16 protein-coding genes are annotated in these 24,101 nt (G+C 33.9%); 10 read left to right on the top strand and 6 right to left on the bottom strand.

Annotated elements, in window-relative coordinates:
* Positions 1 to 104: 104 nt before the first annotated feature.
* The 3 genes from FVB9532_RS04070 to FVB9532_RS04060 all read left to right on the top strand — a co-directional run bounded on the left by FVB9532_RS04070 (position 105) and on the right by FVB9532_RS04060 (position 4,169).
* Entirely contained in the window at positions 105 to 815 is a 711-nt protein-coding gene (locus tag FVB9532_RS04070) for a LytR/AlgR family response regulator transcription factor (protein WP_150543931.1), read from the top strand.
* Between the two features lie 320 nt (positions 816 to 1,135).
* Positions 1,136 to 3,568, top strand: coding sequence for a DUF4114 domain-containing protein (locus tag FVB9532_RS04065; protein ID WP_150543930.1), 2,433 nt, complete (start codon positions 1,136 to 1,138; stop codon positions 3,566 to 3,568).
* A 157-nt stretch (positions 3,569 to 3,725) separates the two neighbouring features.
* Positions 3,726 to 4,169: a hypothetical protein gene (locus FVB9532_RS04060; RefSeq protein ID WP_150543929.1), complete on the top strand. Its 444-nt coding sequence runs from the start codon at positions 3,726 to 3,728 to the stop codon at positions 4,167 to 4,169.
* 134 nt (positions 4,170 to 4,303) lie between these two features.
* On the opposite strand, the gene FVB9532_RS04055 is transcribed toward FVB9532_RS04060, so the two are convergent.
* Positions 4,304 to 6,373: a tetratricopeptide repeat protein gene (locus tag FVB9532_RS04055; protein ID WP_150543928.1), complete on the bottom strand. Its 2,070-nt coding sequence runs from the start codon at positions 6,371 to 6,373 to the stop codon at positions 4,304 to 4,306.
* Positions 6,374 to 6,522: 149 nt separating this feature from the next.
* Between FVB9532_RS04055 and FVB9532_RS04050 the strand changes: the two genes are divergently transcribed.
* The 3 genes from FVB9532_RS04050 (at position 6,523) to FVB9532_RS04040 (ending at position 9,389) form a co-directional block, all read left to right on the top strand.
* Complete coding sequence (locus tag FVB9532_RS04050; RefSeq protein WP_150543927.1) at positions 6,523 to 6,831, top strand: STAS domain-containing protein; 309 nt, start codon at positions 6,523 to 6,525, stop codon at positions 6,829 to 6,831.
* A 27-nt stretch (positions 6,832 to 6,858) separates the two neighbouring features.
* Entirely contained in the window at positions 6,859 to 8,115 is a 1,257-nt protein-coding gene (locus FVB9532_RS04045; RefSeq protein ID WP_150543926.1) for an oligosaccharide flippase family protein, read from the top strand.
* A 77-nt stretch (positions 8,116 to 8,192) separates the two neighbouring features.
* Entirely contained in the window at positions 8,193 to 9,389 is a 1,197-nt protein-coding gene (locus FVB9532_RS04040; protein ID WP_150543925.1) for a glycosyltransferase, read from the top strand.
* Here FVB9532_RS04040 and FVB9532_RS04035 read toward each other — a convergent pair.
* From FVB9532_RS04035 to FVB9532_RS04025, 3 genes are read right to left on the bottom strand one after another with little or no spacing between them, the layout of a single operon-like run.
* Complete coding sequence (locus FVB9532_RS04035; protein WP_150543924.1) at positions 9,381 to 10,931, bottom strand: glycoside hydrolase family 2 TIM barrel-domain containing protein; 1,551 nt, start codon at positions 10,929 to 10,931, stop codon at positions 9,381 to 9,383. The genes FVB9532_RS04040 and FVB9532_RS04035 overlap by 9 nt on opposite strands.
* On the bottom strand, positions 10,924 to 12,150 hold the full coding sequence (locus tag FVB9532_RS04030; protein ID WP_150543923.1) for a hypothetical protein: 1,227 nt from the start codon (positions 12,148 to 12,150) through the stop codon (positions 10,924 to 10,926). Before FVB9532_RS04030 ends, FVB9532_RS04035 begins: the two co-directional genes overlap by 8 nt.
* Positions 12,150 to 15,239 (bottom strand): putative glycosyltransferase family protein, encoded by a 3,090-nt coding sequence (locus tag FVB9532_RS04025; RefSeq protein ID WP_150543922.1) that lies wholly within the window; start codon positions 15,237 to 15,239, stop codon positions 12,150 to 12,152. Before FVB9532_RS04025 ends, FVB9532_RS04030 begins: the two co-directional genes overlap by 1 nt.
* A 194-nt stretch (positions 15,240 to 15,433) precedes the next feature.
* Between FVB9532_RS04025 and FVB9532_RS04020 the strand changes: the two genes are divergently transcribed.
* From FVB9532_RS04020 to FVB9532_RS04005, 4 genes are all read left to right on the top strand, one after another.
* The gene (locus FVB9532_RS04020) at positions 15,434 to 16,624 is read left to right on the top strand and encodes a response regulator (protein WP_150543921.1); all 1,191 of its coding nucleotides are present in this window, start codon (positions 15,434 to 15,436) and stop codon (positions 16,622 to 16,624) included.
* Positions 16,625 to 16,821: 197 nt separating this feature from the next.
* Positions 16,822 to 17,235: a response regulator gene (locus tag FVB9532_RS04015; protein WP_150543920.1), complete on the top strand. Its 414-nt coding sequence runs from the start codon at positions 16,822 to 16,824 to the stop codon at positions 17,233 to 17,235.
* 67 nt (positions 17,236 to 17,302) lie between these two features.
* A complete protein-coding gene (locus FVB9532_RS04010; RefSeq protein WP_150543919.1) occupies positions 17,303 to 17,626 on the top strand; it encodes an Hpt domain-containing protein in 324 nt (107 codons plus the stop codon).
* A gap of 9 nt (positions 17,627 to 17,635) precedes the next feature.
* Positions 17,636 to 18,325 (top strand): LytR/AlgR family response regulator transcription factor, encoded by a 690-nt coding sequence (locus tag FVB9532_RS04005; protein ID WP_150543918.1) that lies wholly within the window; start codon positions 17,636 to 17,638, stop codon positions 18,323 to 18,325.
* A gap of 302 nt (positions 18,326 to 18,627) precedes the next feature.
* Here FVB9532_RS04005 and FVB9532_RS04000 read toward each other — a convergent pair whose 3' ends face one another.
* Positions 18,628 to 22,719: a T9SS type B sorting domain-containing protein gene (locus tag FVB9532_RS04000; RefSeq protein ID WP_150543917.1), complete on the bottom strand. Its 4,092-nt coding sequence runs from the start codon at positions 22,717 to 22,719 to the stop codon at positions 18,628 to 18,630.
* A 624-nt stretch (positions 22,720 to 23,343) separates the two neighbouring features.
* Positions 23,344 to 24,096, bottom strand: a complete 753-nt coding sequence (locus FVB9532_RS03995; RefSeq protein WP_150543916.1) for a DeoR/GlpR family DNA-binding transcription regulator — start codon at positions 24,094 to 24,096, stop codon at positions 23,344 to 23,346.
* Positions 24,097 to 24,101: the final 5 nt, after the last annotated feature.

The following is a 24,101-nucleotide window of genomic DNA, read 5'->3' as shown; positions in this document are numbered from 1 at the left end:
TCTTATTTTAGGGATAAAATCACTATTCTTAAAAAAAGGAGTCCTTTTTTAAGGATTTTCGTTTATTTAAGTGATATATACCATTATCCTAAACTAAGAAACTTATGAAATGTATAATTATAGATGATGAAGAAATGGCGAGAGCTATTATCGAGCAGTTTGTGAACAATCATCCCGAACTAAGCCTTGAAACTCAATTCCCCAATGCAATTCAGGCTATAAAATACCTAAATCAAAATGAAGTAGATTTAATTTTTCTGGATATTCATATGCCTGATTTTACCGGTTTCGATTTAATAGAGACCCTAAAGGACCCGCCAAAAATCATTTTAACAACTTCCGATAGAAATTTTGCTTTACAAGCTTTTGAGTATGATTTTATTGTAGATTATTTGGTGAAACCAATTAATCAAGAAAGGTTCAATAAAGCAGTAACCAAAGCCGCTAATTTTTTAATCGCTTTTTCATCTACATCACATACAAAAGATAAAAAAGAGGATCACGAAAAAGAAATGTATGTAAACATAGACCGAAGATTGGTTAAAATAGAATTTTCAACTATTAATCTCATCGAAGCTAAAGGAGATTACATACTTATTAAGACCACAGGTAAGAATTATACCGTTCATTCCACGTTAAAGAAAATTGAAGATAAGCTACCCAAAGACACTTTTTTAAAAGTACACAGGTCGTACATCATTAATGTGAATAAGATTGTAGATATAGAAGATAATAGTGTTTTAATAGAAAAAGAGGTGATTCCCGTAAGTAGATCTAACCGCCCAGAGTTAATGAAAAGGCTTAATCTCTTATAAAATTTATATCTTATCTGCAGTAAGACACCATCCAACGAGTAATTTAAACCATTCATCGAAAAACTTAAAAAGCAACGTATTAAATTCCCATCTTTGAAGTGAGGTTAAGTAATTTTATTTCATAAGTTTTTATTGGTTTTAAGGCCGGGAGTTTTCTTCCGGCCTTAATGTTTTTATAAACTCGCCTATTTCGATAGTCTTCTTTTTCAGTTAAAAGAAACATATTAACCATTCGTCTACCTTTTTCAATACGCTAATCGAATAGATAACAAATCCCTAAGTAGCTGCTATAAATTTGTTCTAACAAAAATCTTTTTATTATGAAAATAGCACTACACATCTTTCTATTTTTAGTTATACAGTTTTGTTTTGCTCAAAATTATAACTTTTTAGGACCTTATACTTCAGATGGGACTCCACTCTATTTAGAGCCGGATAATGATGTAATTAGCGACGCCACAATGGAGATGATTACCAATGCTGTTCCCGAAGGTTATCCCGTACCCGATTATAATCCGCATTATATTTCTTCGGGTTATGATACCGATGTTATCTTAGATCAGGCAGCCGATGTTTGGGTTACTTTTGTAAAAGAAGGTGCCGGTTATAAGAATGTATTGGGTTTTTATACTTATGATCTCAATAGCCCCTATACCTCAGCGCCAACACCATCAGATATCACCATTATTTTCCCTAACGTTTCTGAAGGAGGATATGGTGGCGGACTCATGAAAGGAAACAAAGTAAAAATAGGAAGTTTTCCAGCTAATACCGGTATTGGATGGGTACTTCTAGCTGATGGATGGAAAGACGCTACAACTTCGGTAACTGCAGGTAACTGGCAATTATATTCTAATCCAGATTTTAACCCAGAAGCAAATGCTAAATTACGCCACCACAATATCTTATTGGCAGATCCGGAGAATGAACGAATCATCTTAGGTTTTGAAGATATAAGAAGGGATTATTCTTCTTGTGATAACGATTTTAATGATGCTCTTTTCTATGTAAGTGCTAATCCTTATTCTGCATTAAGAACCCAAAACTATGCAGATGTAGAAAGTGCTACCGATGTAAGTTCTGCCAATATGGGAGGATTGGAAAGTAATGGAAGTCTAGCACAACTAATTGCCAAAAGAAACTTTAACCGAGTAAAAAACAACTCATTTGCCCACAAGAAAAATTTACAAACAAAATTTCAGAAAAATTTGACCGCTAGAGGTGCAAATTCAGGATTAAATTTAGGAGGAATTTTCCCTTCCAGTGGAATGTTTGGAAGCGAACAATCCTACGAATCCAGTCCAACCGACTTATTATCGATCACCAATGCTACGGAAGTTTTTGCTGTAGATTATTATGAAGGCGATAACCGGGTAGCTGCTGCATTAGCCACAAAAACCCTAGGAGAAGTTTACAATCATTCTAAAATGATTTGCGACCGATTAAATGGATCCACTTTAAAAGATATTAGAACGGTAAACATTCAAAATCATGAATTGGTAATGCTTAAAATAGAAAGAGCTAACGAACAAGTAGAATATGCAATTTTATTTTCTGTAGCTGAAAACACTACTACTTACGAGTTACACAGTTATTGGAACATCTTTCAATATCCGTCTGTAGATTTTGCTAATTTTCAAATCTGGGGCTCATCTATGGGACAAGTAAGCCATATTACCAATCATATTTTAGAGGAATTAAACGCTACAAAACCTGTAAACAGTTCGGTTGTTTTAGACAGAATTCCTTCGGTTTTTGTAACAAAAGGTTTTTATAAAGATGGTGAGATTCAGTTAGAAATTGTGAACAAATCAGGGCAAGGTAACCTTCAAGTCCTTGCCAGCAAGAGAGAAACTGAAATGGCCACTGAAACTAGTTTAAACCCGACGATTGCTCTGTCTGGAAGTTATAAAGAAGATGTGGTAATCACCACAGGGGGTTTGTTTGATATTAATTTAACCCTATTGGGAAGTAATTCACCTCAAGCAGATGCGCTTTATTTGGCCGATGGCCCTTGGGGACTGGATTATCTCGAAAATGAAGTAGTTGTCAACAATTTTGAAATATCAGCTTTTTCTGAAAACACAAATAACAGTACTGATTATACTGTTGAAAGAAATCCATCCGTATCAGGAAGTGTATTAGGAACAGCTAATTTATTTAGAACTATTTTACCTGGAGAGATGATATTTGATGCTTCCGCTTATGAATCTTTAGCTTTTTCCATTACCAATAATCTTCCGGTAGAAATAGTCTTGGTCACTGAAAACCTAATGGATTGGAATAACCGATTTAAGTTTCAATTGCCGGTGAATGCTCAAACGAGCATGTATCAAATTAATTTGAGTGATTTCCAGAATGCAAATGGGGAAAGTTTAAATGAATTTCAGTTGAAAAGTATCGTTTTTTCGGTACAAGGAAATTATCAAAGCTTTCAGGAGTTTAATCTAGACATAGCGAATGTTCAATTTTCAAGCGAAAGTTTATCGTTACAGGATGACCAAAATTTAACTGCAGCTTTTTATGCATATCCCAACCCTGTAAAAGAAAACATCAACCTAGTATTTACTCAACCTATTGAAAAAGCAAATTTACAATTGTTTGATATGCTGGGAAGAAAAGTTTTAGAACGCTCTTTTACTACACAAAATAATCAAGCACAGATAAATTTATCTCCATTAAAAAGAGGCATTTATCAAGCCCTAATCATACATGAAAAAGAGAAATTCTCTTACCGACTTGTTATGGAATAGTTGAAATTGGTTGGTTTTTTGAGAGGAGGTCGAAAGTGAAAAGCTTTCGGCCTTTTTTTGTTTATTATTTTATTAGGCACCATAGTCTTCAACTTATCATCTAAAGTTTAAAAGCAACCTTTAGCAGTTTTTTGTATCTACCTATAAATACAAAACCATGAAAAATTTAATTTTCTTAGCCCTTGCTTGTGTATTTGTGTCATGTGATTCTGATGACGACAACAATGAAATAATCACAGATCCTTTTGACTACAATTGCGACCAAGAAGTAGTAGTTAGCAGCGATCAATTTGAAAATGCCACGACCTCTGATTTTGTCTTTACCGATTATTCATTTACAGAAGGTTGTCTAGAGCTCTCTTATTCGGCAAGTGGTTGTGATGGTTCTACTTGGACAGTAGAATTAATCGATTCCGGAGCTGTGATGGAATCTGCTCCGCCTCAACGAAATATTAGAATGGTGCTTGACAATCAAGAACTTTGTCAGGCGGTAATTAGAAAAGAAACTTCTTTTGATATCTCTAGTTTACAAGTAGAAGGCACTGATAAGGTTATTCTTCATTTAGAAAATTTCGAGGAAGATATTTTATATGAATATTAATTTCAGTCCAAAAGGAATCGAGAAAAATTCGCTATCCTTTCAATGAAAATAGAACTACATAATTAAAAAGTCCTCACCGGTTTTAAAAACCTACGAGGACTTTCCAAATAATAAGTTGAATAGATTATTTTAAACTAATTCATCTTAAAAACCGGCTTTTTCGTAAGGTACCATTTTAAGCGTATACCAAGTTCTGTAAACTTAAATCCTGCCGCCGTTGCAGAAGCAATGTTACTATGGGTTCCATAAAAGTTGAGTAAGAAACGATTTGAAAACTTATAGCCTAATTTTCCTTGAAAACGGTAAGTAGATTGTTTCTTATCGTCCTCAATAAATTGAAATCCGGTGGCGGCTGTCAATCCATAAAACATTGATGCTTCTTTAGCTACATTTTCATCTTTCAGAAAATCTACAAAAATTTCAGTCGCATTAAATCGGGCAGGACTAAAATAAACCGTAGGCACTTGATCTTTAAAACTAATGTATTGATAGTTAATCCCTCCTTTTAATACCGGTTGCGTCAAGAAATTATAGTACACCGAAGTAAACAGCAAGTTACGTTGGTTGCTATCTGATTGAAAGGTATAAAAATACTGCGTAAACCAACCTATTTTTTTATTAGTGCTTAAGTTATAATTTAAGTATAAATGATTGGCAGCAATATTTCTATCTAATAAGTCGGCATTAAAGTTTTGGATATCCCGTTGATAACCAATTTCTAAATCTTGTAGTTTATAAGGTTTAATATTAAAAAAAGCTTTTCCCAATACTGCTGTATAGTCATTAGAAAAAGAACTGGCTGAAGAAACTCCTGCTAAGGCTGTAAATTTGGCTTTGGGATGAAACTGATAGCTCACCCCAAAATTAGCATTATGGGAAGAGGCTTTATTGTTGGTAATGGTATTTTCTGTTTTACGATAAGTATAATCTCCTAATAAGGTAAATTTTAAACTGATGGGGAAATTAATTTGGGTTTGAGTGGCATAAGCTTGGTTATCGCCATTATCAAAGGTGTAACTAATTCGTTCCTCTACATCAGGAGAATAGGTTCTATTTAGTTTATCTAGAAAATTAGTCGCATCTTTTTGATTTTCAAAAATAGTCAACGTCTGATTGACCGCTTCATAGGCTTTTTCTGGTTGACCATCTGCAAAATAAGCATTGGCACTTCCTAAGTTCCCATCAAAGGAAATCGAATCTTTCTCTAAGATATTTTTATAATCTTCAATACTATCTTTAAAATCACTTCGGTACATTCCTAAAGTTGCCCGTAACGATAAAATCCAATTTTCATTTCCGTAGGTAGAAAGATAGTTTTCAATAGTATTTTCAGCTTCTTTAAACGCTCTATTCCAAATCAAACTTTGTACAAAACGTTCTTTCGTTTTTTTTAGAAGTTCGCTATCTCCAAATTCTTCCGCTTTTTGCAAAGACTCTTTCGTCAATGCTAACGCACGTTTATCGTTCTTCCCTATATGAGCCGCCAAAGCCATTCCGTTTAATGCAGTAATGCTATCTTTAGGATTGGTTGCCGTCAATAAATAGACTTCATTGGCTTTTTCACTCTCTTCCATAATCAAATACACATTAGCCTGATTAAGTAAGGTTTCTTTATCTAAAGGAAAATCTTCTAAATTTTCTGATAACAACTGGATGGAGGCTTCATAATCCTGCAATTGCATTTTGGTATAGGCAAACCCCAACCGAATATATTTTTTAGAAGTCATCGCATTCGGGTTATTAGGCGAAACCACTAAGGCTTTATTTACATAGGTCAATGCATTTTCATATTCCTTTAGATTAGAAAACGTATTGGCATAACCCAAGAGCGCTGCAAAATTTTCAGGATTATTTTTTACCAGTTGCGCATAATAGCTTCTAGCTTCGGGATAATTTTTATTCCAAAGTAAGGACTCTGCATAATTTAATTGCACTTCTAAATCCTTTGGGTATTCTTCCAACAAATCAGAAAACAAATTAGTTGCTTTTTCTGGACGGCCATTTAAACCTACGGCCCTACCGTAACAGATGATTGCTGTTTTGTTATTGGGATATTGCTGAAGAACATCTGCAAAAAAGCTTTCAGCTTCTGCAAACTTCCCTTTTTCGAGAAACTGAAAACCTTCATTCATTTCTTGAGTAAAAGCTGAAAAGCCGATTAAATTACATATAAAACCAACTAGTAATAGTCTGAAAATTTTCATTATCGTTTTTTTCTTATTAGACAGGTACAAGTTACACATAGTAGCGTTATTATTCATCTACACAACAGAACCATTCGTCGAAACTTGAACTTTCTTCACTGAATTAAGATAGATATTTGAATCAACAATAACACATAAAACATAAAATTATGGCTTTTTTTATCAAACAAAACAATGAGTTAGTTCAACTCTCAGGGAATCTTACCGTAAGTACTGCACATTTAGTAAGAACACACATCGAAACGCTTCTTAAGAATATCGACTTTTTCACTATCGATCTTAGCGAAATAGATAGTATTGATACAGGAAGTGTTTTAGAGCTTAGAAGTTTAGTGGAAACAGCTTTTAAAAAAGGAAAGAAAATCGCTTTCATGGGAAAACAAAACCAGAAAATCATCGGAGCATTTAAACGATGCAACGTCAATTTGTTTAAGGGTAAGTTTACCATCGCCGCATAACCAACACAACACTAAAAAAATAGAATTATGATAGCTTCTTCAACCCTACCTTATAAATTAACTTTAAAACCTGAGCAGGTTTTTATGTTAAGTGCCCTAGTGGTTAACGGTGGTAATTATGTGTACAATTTGGTTTTGGGAAGAATTTTAGGTCCTGAAAAATTTGCAGACGCCGCTATTTTAATCACCTTGTTAATGGTGCTATCGTTTGTTGCCATGACTTTTCAACTTTCGGTAACCAAATTTACGGCAGGTTTAGAAGGAGCAAAACAATTCAGCTTTTTTAGTTTTATAAAGAAAGTCGCTATCATTTCCGGAATTATTTTAGGGATTGTGATAGCCTTATTTGCCGGTGAGTTGCAACAAATTTTCCAAACCAATTCTAAAGAGATGTTTTATTTTTTTGCAGCCGGTATCCCCGTTTACTTTTTAATGAGTACTAATCGAGGGTATTTTCAAGGAAATAAAAGTTTCTACAAGCTTTCCTTCACTTATCAAACCGAAATGATAAGCAGGCTGGTCATAACTTTAGTCTTAGTGCTCACCTTAAAAGGAAATACTTCTTTATTGATAGCGGCTGGAATATTTATTTCTTTCATTTTCGGACTTTTTCCTTATCAAAAAAGTAAGTCGAAAGATGTAGCTGAATCTCCCTTAGAAATAGGTAGTTTAAAATCCATTTTCGGTTTTATTCTTATTACCGCATTTTATGAGCTTACCCAGATCATTATTAACAATAGTGATATTCTATTGGTAAAGCATTATTTTGATGCTTACGAGGCCGGACTTTATGCTTCGTTGGCCTTAATAGGAAGAATGGTCTACTTTGTCGCGTGGATGTTTGTGATGATTTTATTACCTACCGTAGTAAAATTGAAAAAAGAAGGTAAGGATCCGCTTCCTGTATTTTTTAAATATTTAAGCCTTATTAGTTTATTGGCGGGAAGTATTGTTGTGCTTACTTTCTTTTTCCCGGAAACTATTATTCAACTCATGTTTGGTGAAGAGTATATCACTATGGCACCACTTTTATGGAAATACGCCTTGGCCACTTCTATTTTTGCGGTTTCTAATGTATTTGTCTATTACTTTTTATCCTTAGAAAAATACCTGCCGGTGGTTATCTCAGGAGTTTTTGGAGTAAGTCAAGTAGCCTTCATCGTATTCTTTCATCAAAGTTTAGCACAAGTAGTAGAAGTACAGATCGTAATTATGAGTTTTCTATTGTTGATACAGCTAGGCTTGTTCTTTTATCAGCAGAAGAAGAAATTTCGTCGAAAGTAAACTTGCGTTTATCGAAGAAATTATAACTAAAGCAATTAAAAGAAGATTTTTACCTCAAGAAACAAAAAACTATCATTATGAAATTAGCAATTGTTACAGCATTCCCTCCAAGTAAAGTAACCTTAAACGAATACGGTTACCACTTAGTAAAAAACTTTGCGCAAAAGGAAGATATAGATGAATTGGTTTTAATTACAGATTATACGGAAGAACCAAAGCAATTAGATTTTGACACACAAGGATGTAAAATCACCGTAAAAGATTGCTGGAAGTTTAACAGTTACAAAAACGTATGGAGTGTTTATAAAACCATTCAACAGGAGAAACCAGACGCTATCTTATTTAACTTGCAGTTTATGAAATTTGGTGATAAAAAAATTGCTGCAGCTTTAGGTCTTTTATTACCTATGATTTTTAAACTAAAAGGAATTGCTACCATTGTCTTACTACATAATATTTTAGAGCAAGTAGATTTAGGTAGTGCCGGGTTTACTTCTAACAAGTTGATGCAAAAAGTATATAACTTTATTGGCTCAACGCTTACCAAAGTCTTATTAAAAGCAGATTTGGTAGCAGTTACGATTAGTAAATACGTACAAATACTCGAAACTAAATATAAAACAGATAACGTGTTGCTTATTCCGCACGGTTCTTTTGAAACACCACCGGAACCAAGTTTCGATTTACCAAAAGGGCCTAAAAAGGTAATGACCTTTGGTAAATTTGGAACTTATAAAAAAGTGGAAATCTTAATCGAGGCGGTAGAAAAAATTAGAAAAAGCACCAACGAAGCGATAGAAATTGTGATCGCCGGTACCGATAGTCCCAACACCCCTGGATATTTAGCCGGAGTTCAAGAAAAATATAAGCATGTTTCCAACATTACCTTTACGGGTTATGTAGAAGAAAGTGATGTTCCTGTAATTTTTGGAGAAAGTGCTGTAGTGGTATTCCCTTACACCTCAACTACCGGAAGTTCAGGAGTTTTACACCAAGCAGGAAGTTATGGAAAGGCCGTGGTATTACCAGATTTAGGAGATTTAGGGATTTTGGTTAGAGAAGAAGGGTACCGCGGCCAATTTTTTAACCCTACCAGCGTAGAATCACTTGCTGATGCGGTAGAGAAAATTATCTGTAACGATGCTTATAGAGTTGAATTGGCAAAAGCAAATTACAAAGCGGCCTGTTCGTTACCTATGGAAATCATAACCGATATGTATTTACAGCAATTTGAAACCTTGAGAAATGCTAAAATGTCAAGCATTTTAGTATGACATATAGTTGGATGAAAGTTTAAGATTACCCCGCGAATTTATAAATCCAAAGTGCTTTTGGCGGGCTTTACGCCAAGGCAATCTCCCTACCACATCGGTAGGGATTTTTTTAAAATCATAAAGCGTCCAAGACATAAATGCAAGCTCTTTTTCTTTTAAAAAAGCTTGCATTTTTTTATGGTATGCTGCTTGATCTTCTTCGCTATTGCTCCATAGATTCCATATTCCATCGTAAGAAGTAGCTCCAAATTCTTGCAACACCAGAGGTTTATCTACCTTTTTATTTAATGCTGAATAATCATTCTCTAAAAGCGACAAATCTTTATAATAATGAAAGGAAACCAAATCAAGCTCATCACTTAATAAATGTGCTTGCTCTGGGGTTGACCAACCTACCGTGATTAAATGTTGTTGATCTACCGCTTTTATCTGCGTAATGAGATGAGACAACCAAGCTAATACATTTTCTTTTCCGCGACTTTCAAAATCTAGATCAGGTTCATTTTTTAAATCCCAAGCAAGAATCGCCGGATGGTTTTTCACCGCACTAACAATCGCTTCTGCATGGCGGTGCGTTAAGGTCCAATCTAATACCGAATAATCTCCGTAAAAATCAAACAAGGTCACTACTACCTTTAATTTATTTTCTTCAGCGAGATCTAGAACTTTCTTCAGCTTTTTTAGCTTTTCCGGTTTTACTTCAGCTTTACCAAAATCTTCATATTGAATAAAAATACGGATGCTATTCAAACCTTGATTTTTAATAAGTTGAAAATCTTTCTGAATCACCAAAGTATCAAAATCGTCTCCAAACATATCCCAAGGTGAATCCTGCGGATAATAATTAATGCCTTTTACAATAAACGGCTTTCCATTTTTATAAAGTTTCTTGCCTTTAACTTTAAATTCTGAAGAAGCTTGTACCGAATCTTTTTTAATGGTTGATGGAATTTTCACCAAATGCCGGATACGCCAAAAGCCATCTTCCAACAGCAACATCACTTGATAAGCAGAAGTATCTTCTTGAATAGCGACCAATTTTTCATGTTGATACACCTTTTGGTATTCCATCACTTCTTTATCGGTGAGCACTACAAGTTGACCATCTGCACTGTAAAATTCGATTTTAGGGGAATGATGAAGGGTGGTAGCTTCAATAGAAATGTTTTGCTCTTTATTTAATTGTATAATTTTATGAAGGTTAACCCGGGCACTATCGGTATAAAAATCGGCAATTCCGTGTGTGTTATTGGTTTTGTAGGCGTTGTTCCGCACATACCAAGATTTTAGATAATTGTCTTCGATTTCCTGCAGAGTAGGTTTTTCCATCGGTCGACCTTCCACCGCAGAAATATCCCAATTTATTTTAGGTGTATAGATTTTACTGTTGATCACCTCTGCATGCAACATGGTAGAACGGTCAGCTCCTGTATTCAAGTAAGCTAAAACAGAACTGATTCCCCAAATAATCAAGCCATTTAATGCCACGAAAGTCACAATCAATAAAGCTCTGTATAGGTTTTTATTTAATTTTTTACTCATATTTTCTTTCTCTAAACTCTTTTGTAACTCCCAAAGCTTTTACTTGAAATGAATATCTTTTTTCAGGATAAAATTCTTTTCCCAATAGAAACGCTACTTTTCCGTTGGAAGAAGTTTTCTGTTTGGTCTCTATAAGTTCCCCTTCATTATAAATCAATAATTTTACTTGTGCACCATCCGGAATTAATTGTTCCATAAAACTTACTAAAGGCCCGACTGTTATTTTTCTATTTCCTGCTGAAAATTTCACCGGGAAATCTTCCAAGATTGGTTGATAGGTTAATTCAATGGTATTGCTTTCTGCTACTCCGGGAATGTAAGCTTTCACATTCCAGGTTTGTGGCGAATCGGGATGAAGCATTTTGGCTTTGGCAATTCCATTAATGGTGGAAGCATAGGTTTTTAATAAATGATTTTCTTCTGTATGGATTAAAAATTCAACCATCGTTCCATCGGCAATGATGTTTTCAAACTCATCTTTGATAACGGATGTTGAAAACTCTGTGAGTTGATTTCCATCGGCATACTCATGATTTCTATCCCATGAAATTAGAAAATTAGTTGCATTAGAAGGATATATGTTGGAGGTAAATTCTTTTGAGGAAGTTCCGTTCACTTGAGAAGAAATTTGCATGATACCCGCTTTTGGTTCGCTCATCATATTTCGCCAAGCCATCATGTTATTCATAGCAACTTTAAATTCGCTAATTCTATTTTTATACTGCTTAAAAATGAAAACCTCGGTGCTATCGGGCAAAGGATTATCGTACGAATCGGTTGGAGAAACCACCAGCATCGAAAAATCTTCATAACCTGCCACAATACTTCGGGGTCCTAAATAAGTTTCTAACTGAGTTTTAGTAGTAGTGGCCGGAATAATTGTTATAGTTCCGCTTAACAAATGCTCCTCCTCCCCTAACAACAGCCAAGTGAGCTCACCGGTTTTCTTCGAAAAAATTTCAGGGAGTTGAAAAATAAACCGATCATTATCTTTTTTACTTTCGTTTAACAACGTACTTCCATAAGAATGATGAAGGTAAAGTTTAGGTTGTTCAACACCGGTAATTTTAAAGCTTAGTTGAATATTTTCTCCCGCTTGAAAAGTAGACTTTTCAGTCAATTCTTCGGCTTGAAAGTTATCTAATTCTTGGATATACGCAAACGAACAGATGCTTCCTGCTAAACCTAAAAGTAAGATGAGTAACTGAAATTTTTTCATTAATGCGGATTTCCAATATAACTATTTAATTCGACCTTTATATAAGAAAAATCCTTGGCTTTTACAGCTTGTAAATTTTCTTGATGATGACTTTCTTTTCTATTGGGAATTACTTTTTTGGCAATAGATTCATTCGGCAAACCATTCACATAGCAATTTTCTAAAGAAGAATTTAAAACTTCAACATCTATTAAATTTTCCCATTCATAAGCAAAATACTGTTTTCGCTGAATTCTTACGCCTTCCCGCATAAATTGACTAGCTACCCAAATGAGCTTTTTATCCTTATCATAGTAGGAAACCAAAAGTTGCGGAATAGTCACTTCCTGTATTCCGTAGTTAAATAAAGTACCTTCCATACTATTTTCGTGCATTTCTATAGCTGAAAGTGATACTTGTTTGTATAAATCTGAAGTAGCCACATTTCCTGCCGATTGCAAATTGAATTTAGTAGGAATATCGTCTAATTCTACCGGAGTGAATTCATCTGGATTAAAAGTTTCAGGGATGGTAGTAGCCGTATCCATCCAAGCAATACCTTCAAAATCTATTCTAAAAGAAGTCACTTCCTTGGGCATCAGTTTATGCTTCATCATATACTTTGCATTGTAATTGGCCAACTCCTCATTGTCATCGTTATACAAGGTGGCTTTCAAAACTACATCTGAAGGAACATTATCTACATTTTGTAATTCACCAATAATGGAATATTGACTGTTATTACACACCAATTTTGCAGAAAGTATTTCTAATACGGGTTGTTTCAATACATCTTCATGATGGGTTTGCTGTGTAGTTACCCGTCGACGACCATGATTATAAAATTGAGTCATATTGTCTGAAAATAATTGATCTGGCGGAATATCTAAATCAAAATCATTCGGTTCTAAATACCATTTACCTTGTTTTTTGACTAACTCGTGATAATAGGTTTTATCAATTCTTTCCAAGGGCGTTACCCACGTGGTTTTGGCAATCGCTTTGGCGTGATTCTTTGTTTTATTCAACAATTCAACTTCAATGCTGTTTAATTTTGCATAGGAACTTAAAATCCCATCCGTTACAGAAACTTCCAGCATATACTGGGCAATCGTTATATCTGCATCGGGATCTAAATAAGAATGGGCCCGTTCAAATTCTTTAAAGTCTAAAGCATCATAATAGGCTTCTACCACATTTTTTCCGGTGAGCTGGGTTGTGTTTTTCACATAAAATAAATACACCCCATAAAAAACAACACCTAACATAAGTAGCGCCCATAGATGATTCGGCTTAAAAAGTTTTCTGTTGAAATGATTGTAATTATTCTCAAACTTCAAAAAATCGGGCCGTTCAACTTTCTTAATTTTTAAGGTTTGGTACCAAATTACCTGCATATTGATGATGAAAGCCAGAATCACGGTAAGCATGGGGATTATCCCCCACATTAATTTAAGGAAAATAGGGACGTCTTCTTTAGGTAAAATTTTAGAGAGCGGTGGAACATTTAGTTTTTCCCAAACCATAATTCCGTTTTCCAATTGCTGCAAACGTTGCCATCCACAGAAATAAAGCAAGGGGTCGTAAAACTTATCGTTAGAAAAAATATATTTTAAATTATATTTTTCGGGAACCGTTAAAAACTGCTGTAAAGAGCCAATCCCTTCTACGCCCCTAAATTTTGAATTTTCTAAACGCTCTACCGCACGGGTCGTTAATTCTGGTAATCTTCTAGCAGAATGATAGTTCCCATCTACGGTTAACGCACCGGTTTGTGCAGAAAGCCAAGCCATTTGATCGCCAAAGCCTAAAGTTAAAAAACGCCAATGGTCATGCTGGTCTTGATTAAGAAAGTTAACTATAGGCAACATCTTTATTTTCTGCGGCTGCATGGGTCGGAAATAACTGATGGTAATGGTAAAAACCGTCATGAGCAAAAACATTCCTACCAAAAAAGCTCCTAACACACGATGATAGATGGCACCGTATTTTTCTTGAATGTAGTCTCGAAGATCTCCTTCTGCAAAACGATAAGCAAATTCCCCAAAAATGGGTAAGGACATAATAGACGCCCAAAGTGTAAATCTATCTAAGGTGAGAATATTAAATGCCGTTTCTCCTAACATCATTTTGGGGATAGGCGTGGTTCCTCCCGTACCTAAAACAGTTAATAAGGTAATGGAAAGCCCGAAACACAAATAGCGTTTGGCGTAATATCTATAGAAAATATAAGGTAGTAGAAATAGCAAAATTCCCCACGGAATTAAAAAGAACACCAATCCTGATGAAGTTACTTCTAAAAAATTATCCCTACTCCCATGCGGAATAGGAACTTGGGTAATTGGATTTTTCTTGGAGTTGATCCAATACGGAAGAATACAGAAAACGATGATAAACAAAGAGCCTCCGCCAAAAAGGATAATTCTTTTAAATAATTTAAAAAAGGAAGTAAGAAACAGCCGAAACTTTATTTTCTTAAAAGAACCCACTTGTTCTTTGGAGTAATCCATAATAACCATCCCGATTAATGGAAAGATAAAAAATACCATTCCAAAAATTGGGGTTACGTGATGAGAAGTAACCGTGACCGCAATAAGTGAAAGTGCTCTCCATAAATATTTATAGCGTCCGGTCTTGATCCATAAATAAATTTCAGGAAGTGAATGCATTAAAATAGATATTCCTATAATGCTGGGTAACTGCCCAAAAATATGTAAGGTTTCTACAAAGGTAGAAGAGAATACGGCTAACAAGGCAGCATAACCTGCCGCTTTTCTACTTGCGGTAATAAGCAATGAAAACCTATAAACCCCGGTAATAAATAAAATTACCGCAATAATTGCCACCGTAAACATCCCGAATTTAAGTCCGCCAATAAGACTTAACAAACCGATTGCCTGATGAACCAATGGCGGATAGCCCATCACGGTAAACCCAGTGTACCATTTATAGTTCCAAGGTTCAAACCAACTATTGGCATAATGTTCTGCAAAAAACAAATGGATTAACGCATCGTAGGTATTTTCTATAGTAAAAAATACCGCAGAGCCGTGAAAAACCAAGCCAATGATTAAAGCTACAATTAGGTATTTATTGGTTTTTTCTTTCAATAGAAATTGTTCTTAATGTTTTACAAGGTAAAGATAGTGCAACTAAAAAGTTACAAAAATTTATTGGTCTAAGGAAAATTACCATTCGTCTAAACAAAAAACCTCACTTGTCTAAATATAAAATTTCCATTGAACCTTTGATCTACTTTTGATAAAGAAAATCAAAACAAACAACTATTCTAAAAATTACTAATATGAAAATTCTAGCGATAGACGATCAGCAGTTGGTGTTACTACCATTAAAAAAGAAACTTACCGAGTTAGGCTATGAAGTTGAAATATTAACGGAAGCCAAAAAAGCGAAATTTGTGTATGAAGCTTTTTTACCCGACTTGGTGATTGTAGATATGAATATGCCCGAAGTTTCGGGGTTGGAAATAGTAAAATTTGTAAAACAAGAAAAAGGTGATAAAACTCCTATCATGGTTTTATCTGGCAATACACAAGATGATTTAATTGTGGAAGCTTTTGAATTGGGGATTGATGATTATATGAAAAAACCATTGAGTATAGAAGAGGTTTGTGCAAGAGTCAAGAGACTTATTGGTTTTGCTACTAATCATCAACCAGCTACAACCCAATCTAAAACAATTATAGAAAAAAGATGTGTAGGAGTTGTTATCCCTTGTTATAATGAAGAAGAACGTTTGCTTAGCAAAGAGTTTTTAAACTTTGTTGAAGAGCATTCCGGTTATCATTTATGTTTTGTAAACGATGGCAGTACAGATAGAACCTTTGAAGTTTTACAAGAACTTAAAAAAGGAAGGGAAGAATATATAAGTGTTTACGATTGCTTTAAGAATGGAGGAAAAGCAGAAGCGGTAAGACAAGGGATGCTCTTCTTAGAAAAATTTAGATACTTGGATTATATCGGTTTTTTAGACGCCGACCTTTCTACCAATTTAAAAGATTTTGATGCTTTGGTAAGTACTATAGAGACTTCTTCTTTTAAAATTGTTAGCGGTTCTAGAATCAGCAGAATGGGTGCTAACATCACTAAAGAATCTGCTAGAAAGATCATTAGTTTTTCCATCAACTATATCATAAGAAAAATCTTAGGAATGGATTTTAAAGATACCCAATGTGGTGCAAAAATTATGAATAGGGAGATTATTCAAGTTGCTTTTCAGAAAAAATTTGTGACCAAATGGCTTTTTGATGTGGAGATTTTTATGCGAATGAAGAAACATTTTGGCACCAAAAAGGCCCAAGCATTTATTTGCGAACAACCTTTAAACAGATGGGTACATGCAGATGGATCTAAGTTATCGATGAAGGATTCTGTAAAGATTGTATTTCAATTAGCTGAAATAGCTTGGGTTTATAGAAAGGATAAAAATGAAAACGTGGAGGTAGTTTCGCCTACTTTAGAAATGGGCAAGTAATTTTTTCATAATGGTTAGTTTTTTTTTGATTTTCAAATGTTAATTACCCCACGTTAAGTCGGCCTTGCTTTATGCAGGCCGGCTTTTTATTAAAAGGAATCAAAAAAACCCTTTATCGATAGTTATCTGTCGTATATCGAAACTATAGTTGAAGTTCTGAATATTTTTATCATATTAGTAATTTGATTAGTTTGAATATGAAACATAAACTTAGAATTCTATTAATTGAAGATGATATGATCGAGGTCATGAAAGTGAACCGTACAATATCATCCTTAAAATTGCCTCACGAAGTCATAGAGGTTGGTAACGGTGAAGAAGCCCTTGATTACTTAAAAAGTGAAAATGCTTATCCCGATATTATTTTACTTGATCTAAACATGCCCAAAATGAATGGGGTTGAGTTTTTAAATATACTCAGAAATGACGAAGTATTAAGATACCTTCCTACGATTATTCTTACTACATCTTCTAACCAAAAAGATATTCTGGAATGTTACAAAGCAGGAGTGGCAGGATACATGGTGAAGCCTCTCAAATATGAAGATTACGTAAAAAAGCTAACTTATTTATTGGAATATTGGAGTGTAAACGAACTTATAAAAGGCTAACCACAAACATTCTATCATTTCCAGCTTTAAATGAACCCCTAACTTAAAGGCTAAATAATACTATTTTATGAAAGAGCAACCCAACCTTTCTTATATCCACCAACTTTCAGGAAGAGACCCCGTATTTGAAGAAAAACTTATCTCTATTATTAAAAAAGAATTTCCTGAGGAAAAAGCAAGATACTTCAAGCACTTAGAAGAGAAAAATTATAAGTTAACGGCAGAAGACGTTCATAAGCTTAAACACAAGATCAGTATTTTGGGATTGGAAGCTAGCTACTATTTGGCTGAAAATTATGAAAATGAACTTCTAGAAAATGAACTTTCTAAAAAAAATGAATTTGAAGAAGTTTTACAATCTATGCAAAACTTTATAGATGAATTAAAATAATAATTGGCTATGAACTGTATAATTGTTGATGACGAAGAAACAGCAAGGTTAATTATAGAAAAACTTGCTTCAAAAAATGCATTGGTAAATATTAAAGAAAAATTCACCAATGCTATTCAAGCCATAAAATACTTGAACCAAAACCAAGTAGATTTAATTTTTCTAGATATACATATGCCGGAATTCAATGGTTTTGATTTTATTAGAACATTAAAATCACCTCCAAAAATTATCTTAACCACTTCTGATAGGAATTTTGCCATTGAGGCTTTTGAATACAAATGTATTATTGACTATTTAGTAAAACCTGTTACCCAAGAGAGGTTTAATAAAGCTATAGATAAAGCTCAATCAATTTCAATCCCTAATCATCACTTAAAAAATCCTGAAAACGATCTTTTTGTAAATATCGATAGGCGATTAACAAAAATAGATATTCCGAGTATTTACCTTATTGAAGCAAAAGGAGATTATATTTCTATAAAAACTGCAAAAAAAAATTATATCGTTCATTCTACTTTAAAAAAAATAGAAAAAAAACTACCTGCAGATACTTTCTTGAGAATCCATAGATCTTACATTATCAATGTAAAAAGTATAATAGATATTGAAGACAATAGTGTACTTATTGAAAAAGATATTGTTCCTGTAAGCAGAAACAAACGACCAGAACTCTTAAAATACTTAAATTTACTTTAACGCACAAATTTAACATAAAACGGAAATTATTGTTAAAAAAACAACCCAAAAACATTACTTATACCACAAAATTTAAGTCTTATCCATATTTATTTGCAATTCATCGAAAAAATTAAAATCTTAAATAAAACTTATAGATATTTAAATAAGTTAAGTAATTTTATTTCATAAGTTTTATTGGTTCAAAGGGCTGGTTGAATATTCAACCAGCCCTTGTTATTTTAGGTCATATATATTGAGATCAAAATCCTATTTGAAGATTAAATGGGCTTTTCTTAAAATTAGAAACTATATTTCTATGTTTATCTTTTTAAAGTAAAGTGAGATTTAAACTCTCTCTTTTCTCCTTGATAGGTGTAATCTACAGAGAACCAATAATCATTACTAGGCATATTTGCGGCATTATAGCTACCATCCCAACCTTTACCTGATGTTTTTATCTTTGTAATTAATTTACCAAACCTATTATAAATAGCTATAGTAGCGTTTCTATCTAGTTCTAAGTCACGAATATTCCACGTATCATTGATGCCATCTTGGTTAGGAGTAAAAAACTTAGGGTATTTAATTACATCTACCTCTAATACAGTAACTTCACAACCTTCACCATTTAAACCACGAACGACAATTTGGTGAGGGCCAGATTTAACATCATAAAACTCTCTATCTGACTGAAACCCTCCTCCATCTAATTGATACTCGTATTCTCCATAACCTTTTACAATTTCTACCGCAATATTGGCAACATCTTCAAAAGGCTCTGTAACTTTTGCTCTTACAATAGGTTTTGCAGATTCTAAAACAGTTACCTTAGTAGGTAAATAATTACAGTCTGAGCCTACTTCTGGATTAACTTTCTCTACTTCAACATAATATTCACCGGCCTCTACCGCTTCATATTCTGAACCTGTATGTAGTAATTGATTGTTTAAATACCAATTTACTTCAAACTCGGCAGGATCTAATCCTGAAATTAAATAAAAAGGAGAAATGACTTCGCCTGTTGAAATATCCCTACAAATGGTCCCTCCTTCTATGTATAATTGTGGTCTTTCATAAATAGTAATATCTATAGATTTTTCATCAAAACAATCAGGATTTACTTCAGATTCAGCATAAACATAAACGGTATATGTACCGGGCTCGTCAAATGTATATTCTTCTTCTGTTAGAGGATTTTGTGCTCCATCTTGCCAATAGTATCCTAAACTGAAACCTTCTTGATTAACAATTTCTTCTAGCGAATAGTTCCCACAGCTTTCAATATCCTGATAATTCTCTAAATCTGGTTGAGCTACGTATACATTAAAACTTATTTCTGATTCGCAGATAAAACGAGAACCATTTTTTGCATAAATAAAAATTTCCTTACTATCAACAATTTGTTGTCCAGGAAGAAGAAGATTTCCTTCACCCCCAGTTTCGGTATAATAATTCCCTTCTACTAAAGGAGGTAAGGTATAAGATTCACATACATAAACATCTTCTACTTCTCCTAGTTGTATTCCTTCCACAAATACGGTAAAAGAATCTTCGTTATAACAACCCTGAAGGTCATCATACTCATTATAAATATAAATGGTTTGTGTTTCATCTATAATATCTCCAGCAAATAATTGTTCTCCTTGCATTAAAGATCCAGTATAGTATGTACCGTTTTCTATTGCTGAAAGTGCATAGCCATCACAAGTATAAATATCTGTAAAATTCTCTACTTCAGGCAATGGTCTAATCTCTACTTCAAATGAAGTTTCATTAGTACAACCATTATCTTCATTGTTAATGTAAATAGTTTGAGAAGAAGAAATTACATCACCAGCTTGAAGCATGGTACCCCCTCTATTACTTTGGGTAAAAAATTGACCATTTGTAACAGCAGGAAGTACATAAGTTTCACCTTCACATAAAACGACACCTTCTAAAGAATCTACCGGGGGAATTGGCTTTACTTGAATATAAAAAGACGTATTGCTTGTACAATTAGGTAAGGTAGTAGTTTCTGCATAGTAGAAAATAGTTTGACTTTCTTCTATATATGTACCATCAGGTATTTGTGTACCTTGTCCTTCTGCTTGAGTATAAAACCCACCTATTGGTAATTGTGGTAATTCATAGCCTCCACATGCCACTTGATCTTCAAAATCCGGGACAATAGTTACTGTAAATTCATGTTCGTTATCACAAGTACCGTCATCATTGTAAACAAAAAATGTTGTGGTTTGTGTAACATTTTGCCCGCCAGCCAATTGCTGACCTCCACCTCCAGAAACTGTAAAATAATTTCCGTTAGTTAGAGTAGGCAAGGTATAATTCCCACAAGTAACCACATTGGCAGGTTCATCAACCGGTGGCAATGGAAGAATTTCTATATCATAAGGTTCTTCTTTACAAAACTCGCCATTCACTTCTGCATAAAACCAAATAGTTTGGTTCTCATAAATATAACTTCCGGTAGGTATTATTTCTCCATCTCCATTGGGTCCTCCTTGAGCAGTATAAAATTCTCCTGCAGGTGGATTTGGCACTCTAAATGAATCACAATGTGTTAAACTCACAGAATAATTTTTCACCAAAGTAACTTTAAAACTACTCTGGTTAGTACACCCATATTCATCTGGACCGTTAAAAATATAAATTCTACCAGATTGTGTTACTTCGTAACCTTCGGGAAGCTGATTTCCTTGTCCGCCAGGTAAATCGTAATAATTACCGTACTCTATTTCCGGTAAAATATAAGATTCACATTCAAGTACATCTTCCAATTCTGAAACAGGAGGAAGATCGTGTAATATAAAATCGACACTTACTATCTCAAAACAATCTGGGTTTTCAGCAGGCAATACCTTTACCCAAATAGTTTCAAATCCTAATTCGTATGAAATTTCGTAGTTATTAGTAAGAGCATTCTCGCCCGCGATTGCATCAGCTTCAGAATTATAATATTCAAAATTGAAATTTGAAATTTCTTCAGCACTAACAATAGATGAATTGACTTGTTGTAAATTCACCGACGGGTTTTCCCCTTCAGTAGTACAAACATGAACGGGTGCAGGAGCTTCAGCTATATTTAAAGGCTCATTAACCATTAATTCAAAACTATCTGTAATATCACAGTAAGTTCCAGTAACCGTATTATAGAAACGAATATAAATAGTCTCATCTCCCGGACTTAAATAATTTTCAATTTCTGAAGCAGGGATAGCTTGTAAATTATTAGCATCTTGTTCTGTAGCAAAATAATGTACTTCGTAATCTTCATTATTTAATGCTAAAGTTTCAGCATCGTTAAAAGTTAAATTAAACGTATAGCTTTCTTCTCCTGTATAACAAGTTTCTAACGTTTGTGGAGTGGTATAATTTAATTCTGTAATGACAACTTCATCGGTAATTGAGCAGCTAGTACCTTCTTTGGTAATTAATACACCATACGTACCTGTTTCAGTAGCATTAATAGAGTTTCCATTTAAACCGGGAATTACACTTCCGTTATAAGTCCAGCTATGGTTATAATCGTTAGCATCCAAATCGGTAGTAAGGGTATAACTATCTCCACCACACATTGATATATCTTCTCCTAAATCTAGGTTTGCATCAAAACTTCCTGCTGCTAAAAATATTGCAGAATCAAAATCAGAATCATTAGAATCGGCAATAACCAATCTAATTTTATAAGGAATGCCCGGAATGATCGTAGAAGAAGTATTCATCACTTTTGTGTATCCACGCATATTAAGCGTAGAATTTTCTTCATTTCCTACATTATAAGCTTGAAAAAGACTAGCATTATCTGACGGACAAGATGGGTTATAAGCATTATTTTTAATGTTTCTAACAGATACCGGAGTATTCGTTCCAGGAATAACTGCTATATTTTCAGTTTCACCAGTTTCTAAATTGGTTAATAAAAAAGCAAATACATCACTAGAAACACATTGCCATTCTCCATACTCATTAGAAGCAAACAAAAATTCAAAATTAAAATTACTGGAAAGCGGAACGAATTCAAATTCAAGAAAAGCAACATCCGTTAATTCCGAAGACTGACCAGAACCTTCATTAATTTCTTCCAACGTACTATCACTAAAATTATTAATTTGACTGCTTAAACCTTCCCCTGTATAACTACCTTGTGTTAAAGAGACATCACCTGTTCTAATAACAACACCTTCTTCAATAGGGAAGTTTCCTCCATTATTATTAAAGTAGGCTACAGATTGCTGAGAAGAGAGGTCAATATTAGCAACCTCTACACAAGCATTATTTAATAAAGTACCTACTAAACTTTCCGGTGTATCGTTAAGTTGAGGAATACTTATAGCTTGCCCATACCCAACTACACTAGCTAAACTCAATATCAATGGAAGTAAAAATTTTATCATATATGTCTTTTTCATAGTAACAACAACTTTTTCTCTTACTCGATTAAGATACTAAATTCATCGATAAAGTGCAAATATAGCATCAAACGCAGATGACATGCAAGGTTATTTCGATAAAATGACTATATAGAACGATAAGCAGTAATAATAGTTAAAGGATCACTATAAAAATTTGATTTCCAAAATTTTAAAAATGGATATTTTTGTAACTCTGAAAGAAATAGTTTTACTTTTACGTTATATTTTAGCGCAGCAAAACAGCTTTTAACATTAAGAATTCCTTAACTTTTTAAATGTTGCCCTAGCCGAACTTTGAGAAGAGTTTTTTTAGCAATTGCAAAAAGAAATCATGTATTTATAGGTAACAAAGCCCCTGTAAATACAACACCAAGCCATAAAGTACTTTCAGCAACTAGAAAAAGAAGAACCTTCAACTTTGCCAGTAAAAAACAAAGAGGAAGTTATTAGAAGATACGGGCTTTAGCCGAATGAGATTAGGATTTTTGAAAGCCGATCGTTTTATAGCGATAAACAAGACGAAGGCTCATTCAATATATGCGCTATTCTTATTAACGATAAATTCGATGAGCGTGTTGAATAATCTACCCAAAATAGTTTTGAGTGAAACCAACAGAATTTTTAAACCACGGTAAGCTTTATTCCCATTGCTTTAATACCATCAGCTACTTTAGAAGAAATCCCACTATCCGTAATAATATGATGCACACAATCTAACCCACATATTTTACCAAAACTTTTCTTTCCGAATTTAGAAGAATCGGCCAACACTATTGTTTTTTGAGCTGATTGGATCATTTTTTGGTTTAGGTTAGCCTCTTCCAGACTAGTCGTTGTACAACCATAATCCAGGTCAATACCATCCACTCCAATAAATAATTGATTACAAGAAATATCGTCTAAAATATAATTCGCATAATGCCCGATAACCGATGAAGAACTATGGCGAACATTTCCACCTAACTGAATTACTTCATAATCCTTATTTTTCAAAAGTTCTACGGCAACATTTAAAGAAGAGGTAATAATATTTAGCTTTCCCGGAACATTAATAGCTCTTGCTAATGCTTGTACAGTAGTTCCCGACGCAATCATAAAAGAATCATTCTCAGAAATCAGTTTTGCCGCAGCAATTGCGATATGATTTTTCTCATCGATAGAAATCTTTTCTTTCTCATTGACAGGTCGGTCTTTCATATATGGATTCTCAAGGGACGCTCCTCCATGAGTCCTAAATAAAAGCCCTTTATCTTCTAAAAGTTTTAAATCTTTTCGAATGGTTACTGCAGAAACATCAAGTTTTTCGCATAAATCGGAAACTTCGACATATTTATCTTTTTGAAGAATTTTCAATATTTCCTGATGTCTTTTCATAAATA

Source organism: Mesonia oceanica, from assembly GCF_902499555.1.
Taxonomy (GTDB): domain Bacteria; phylum Bacteroidota; class Bacteroidia; order Flavobacteriales; family Flavobacteriaceae; genus Mesonia; species Mesonia oceanica.
Note: the sequence above shows the minus strand (reverse complement) of the source record. Positions and strands in the feature narration are given on the sequence as shown.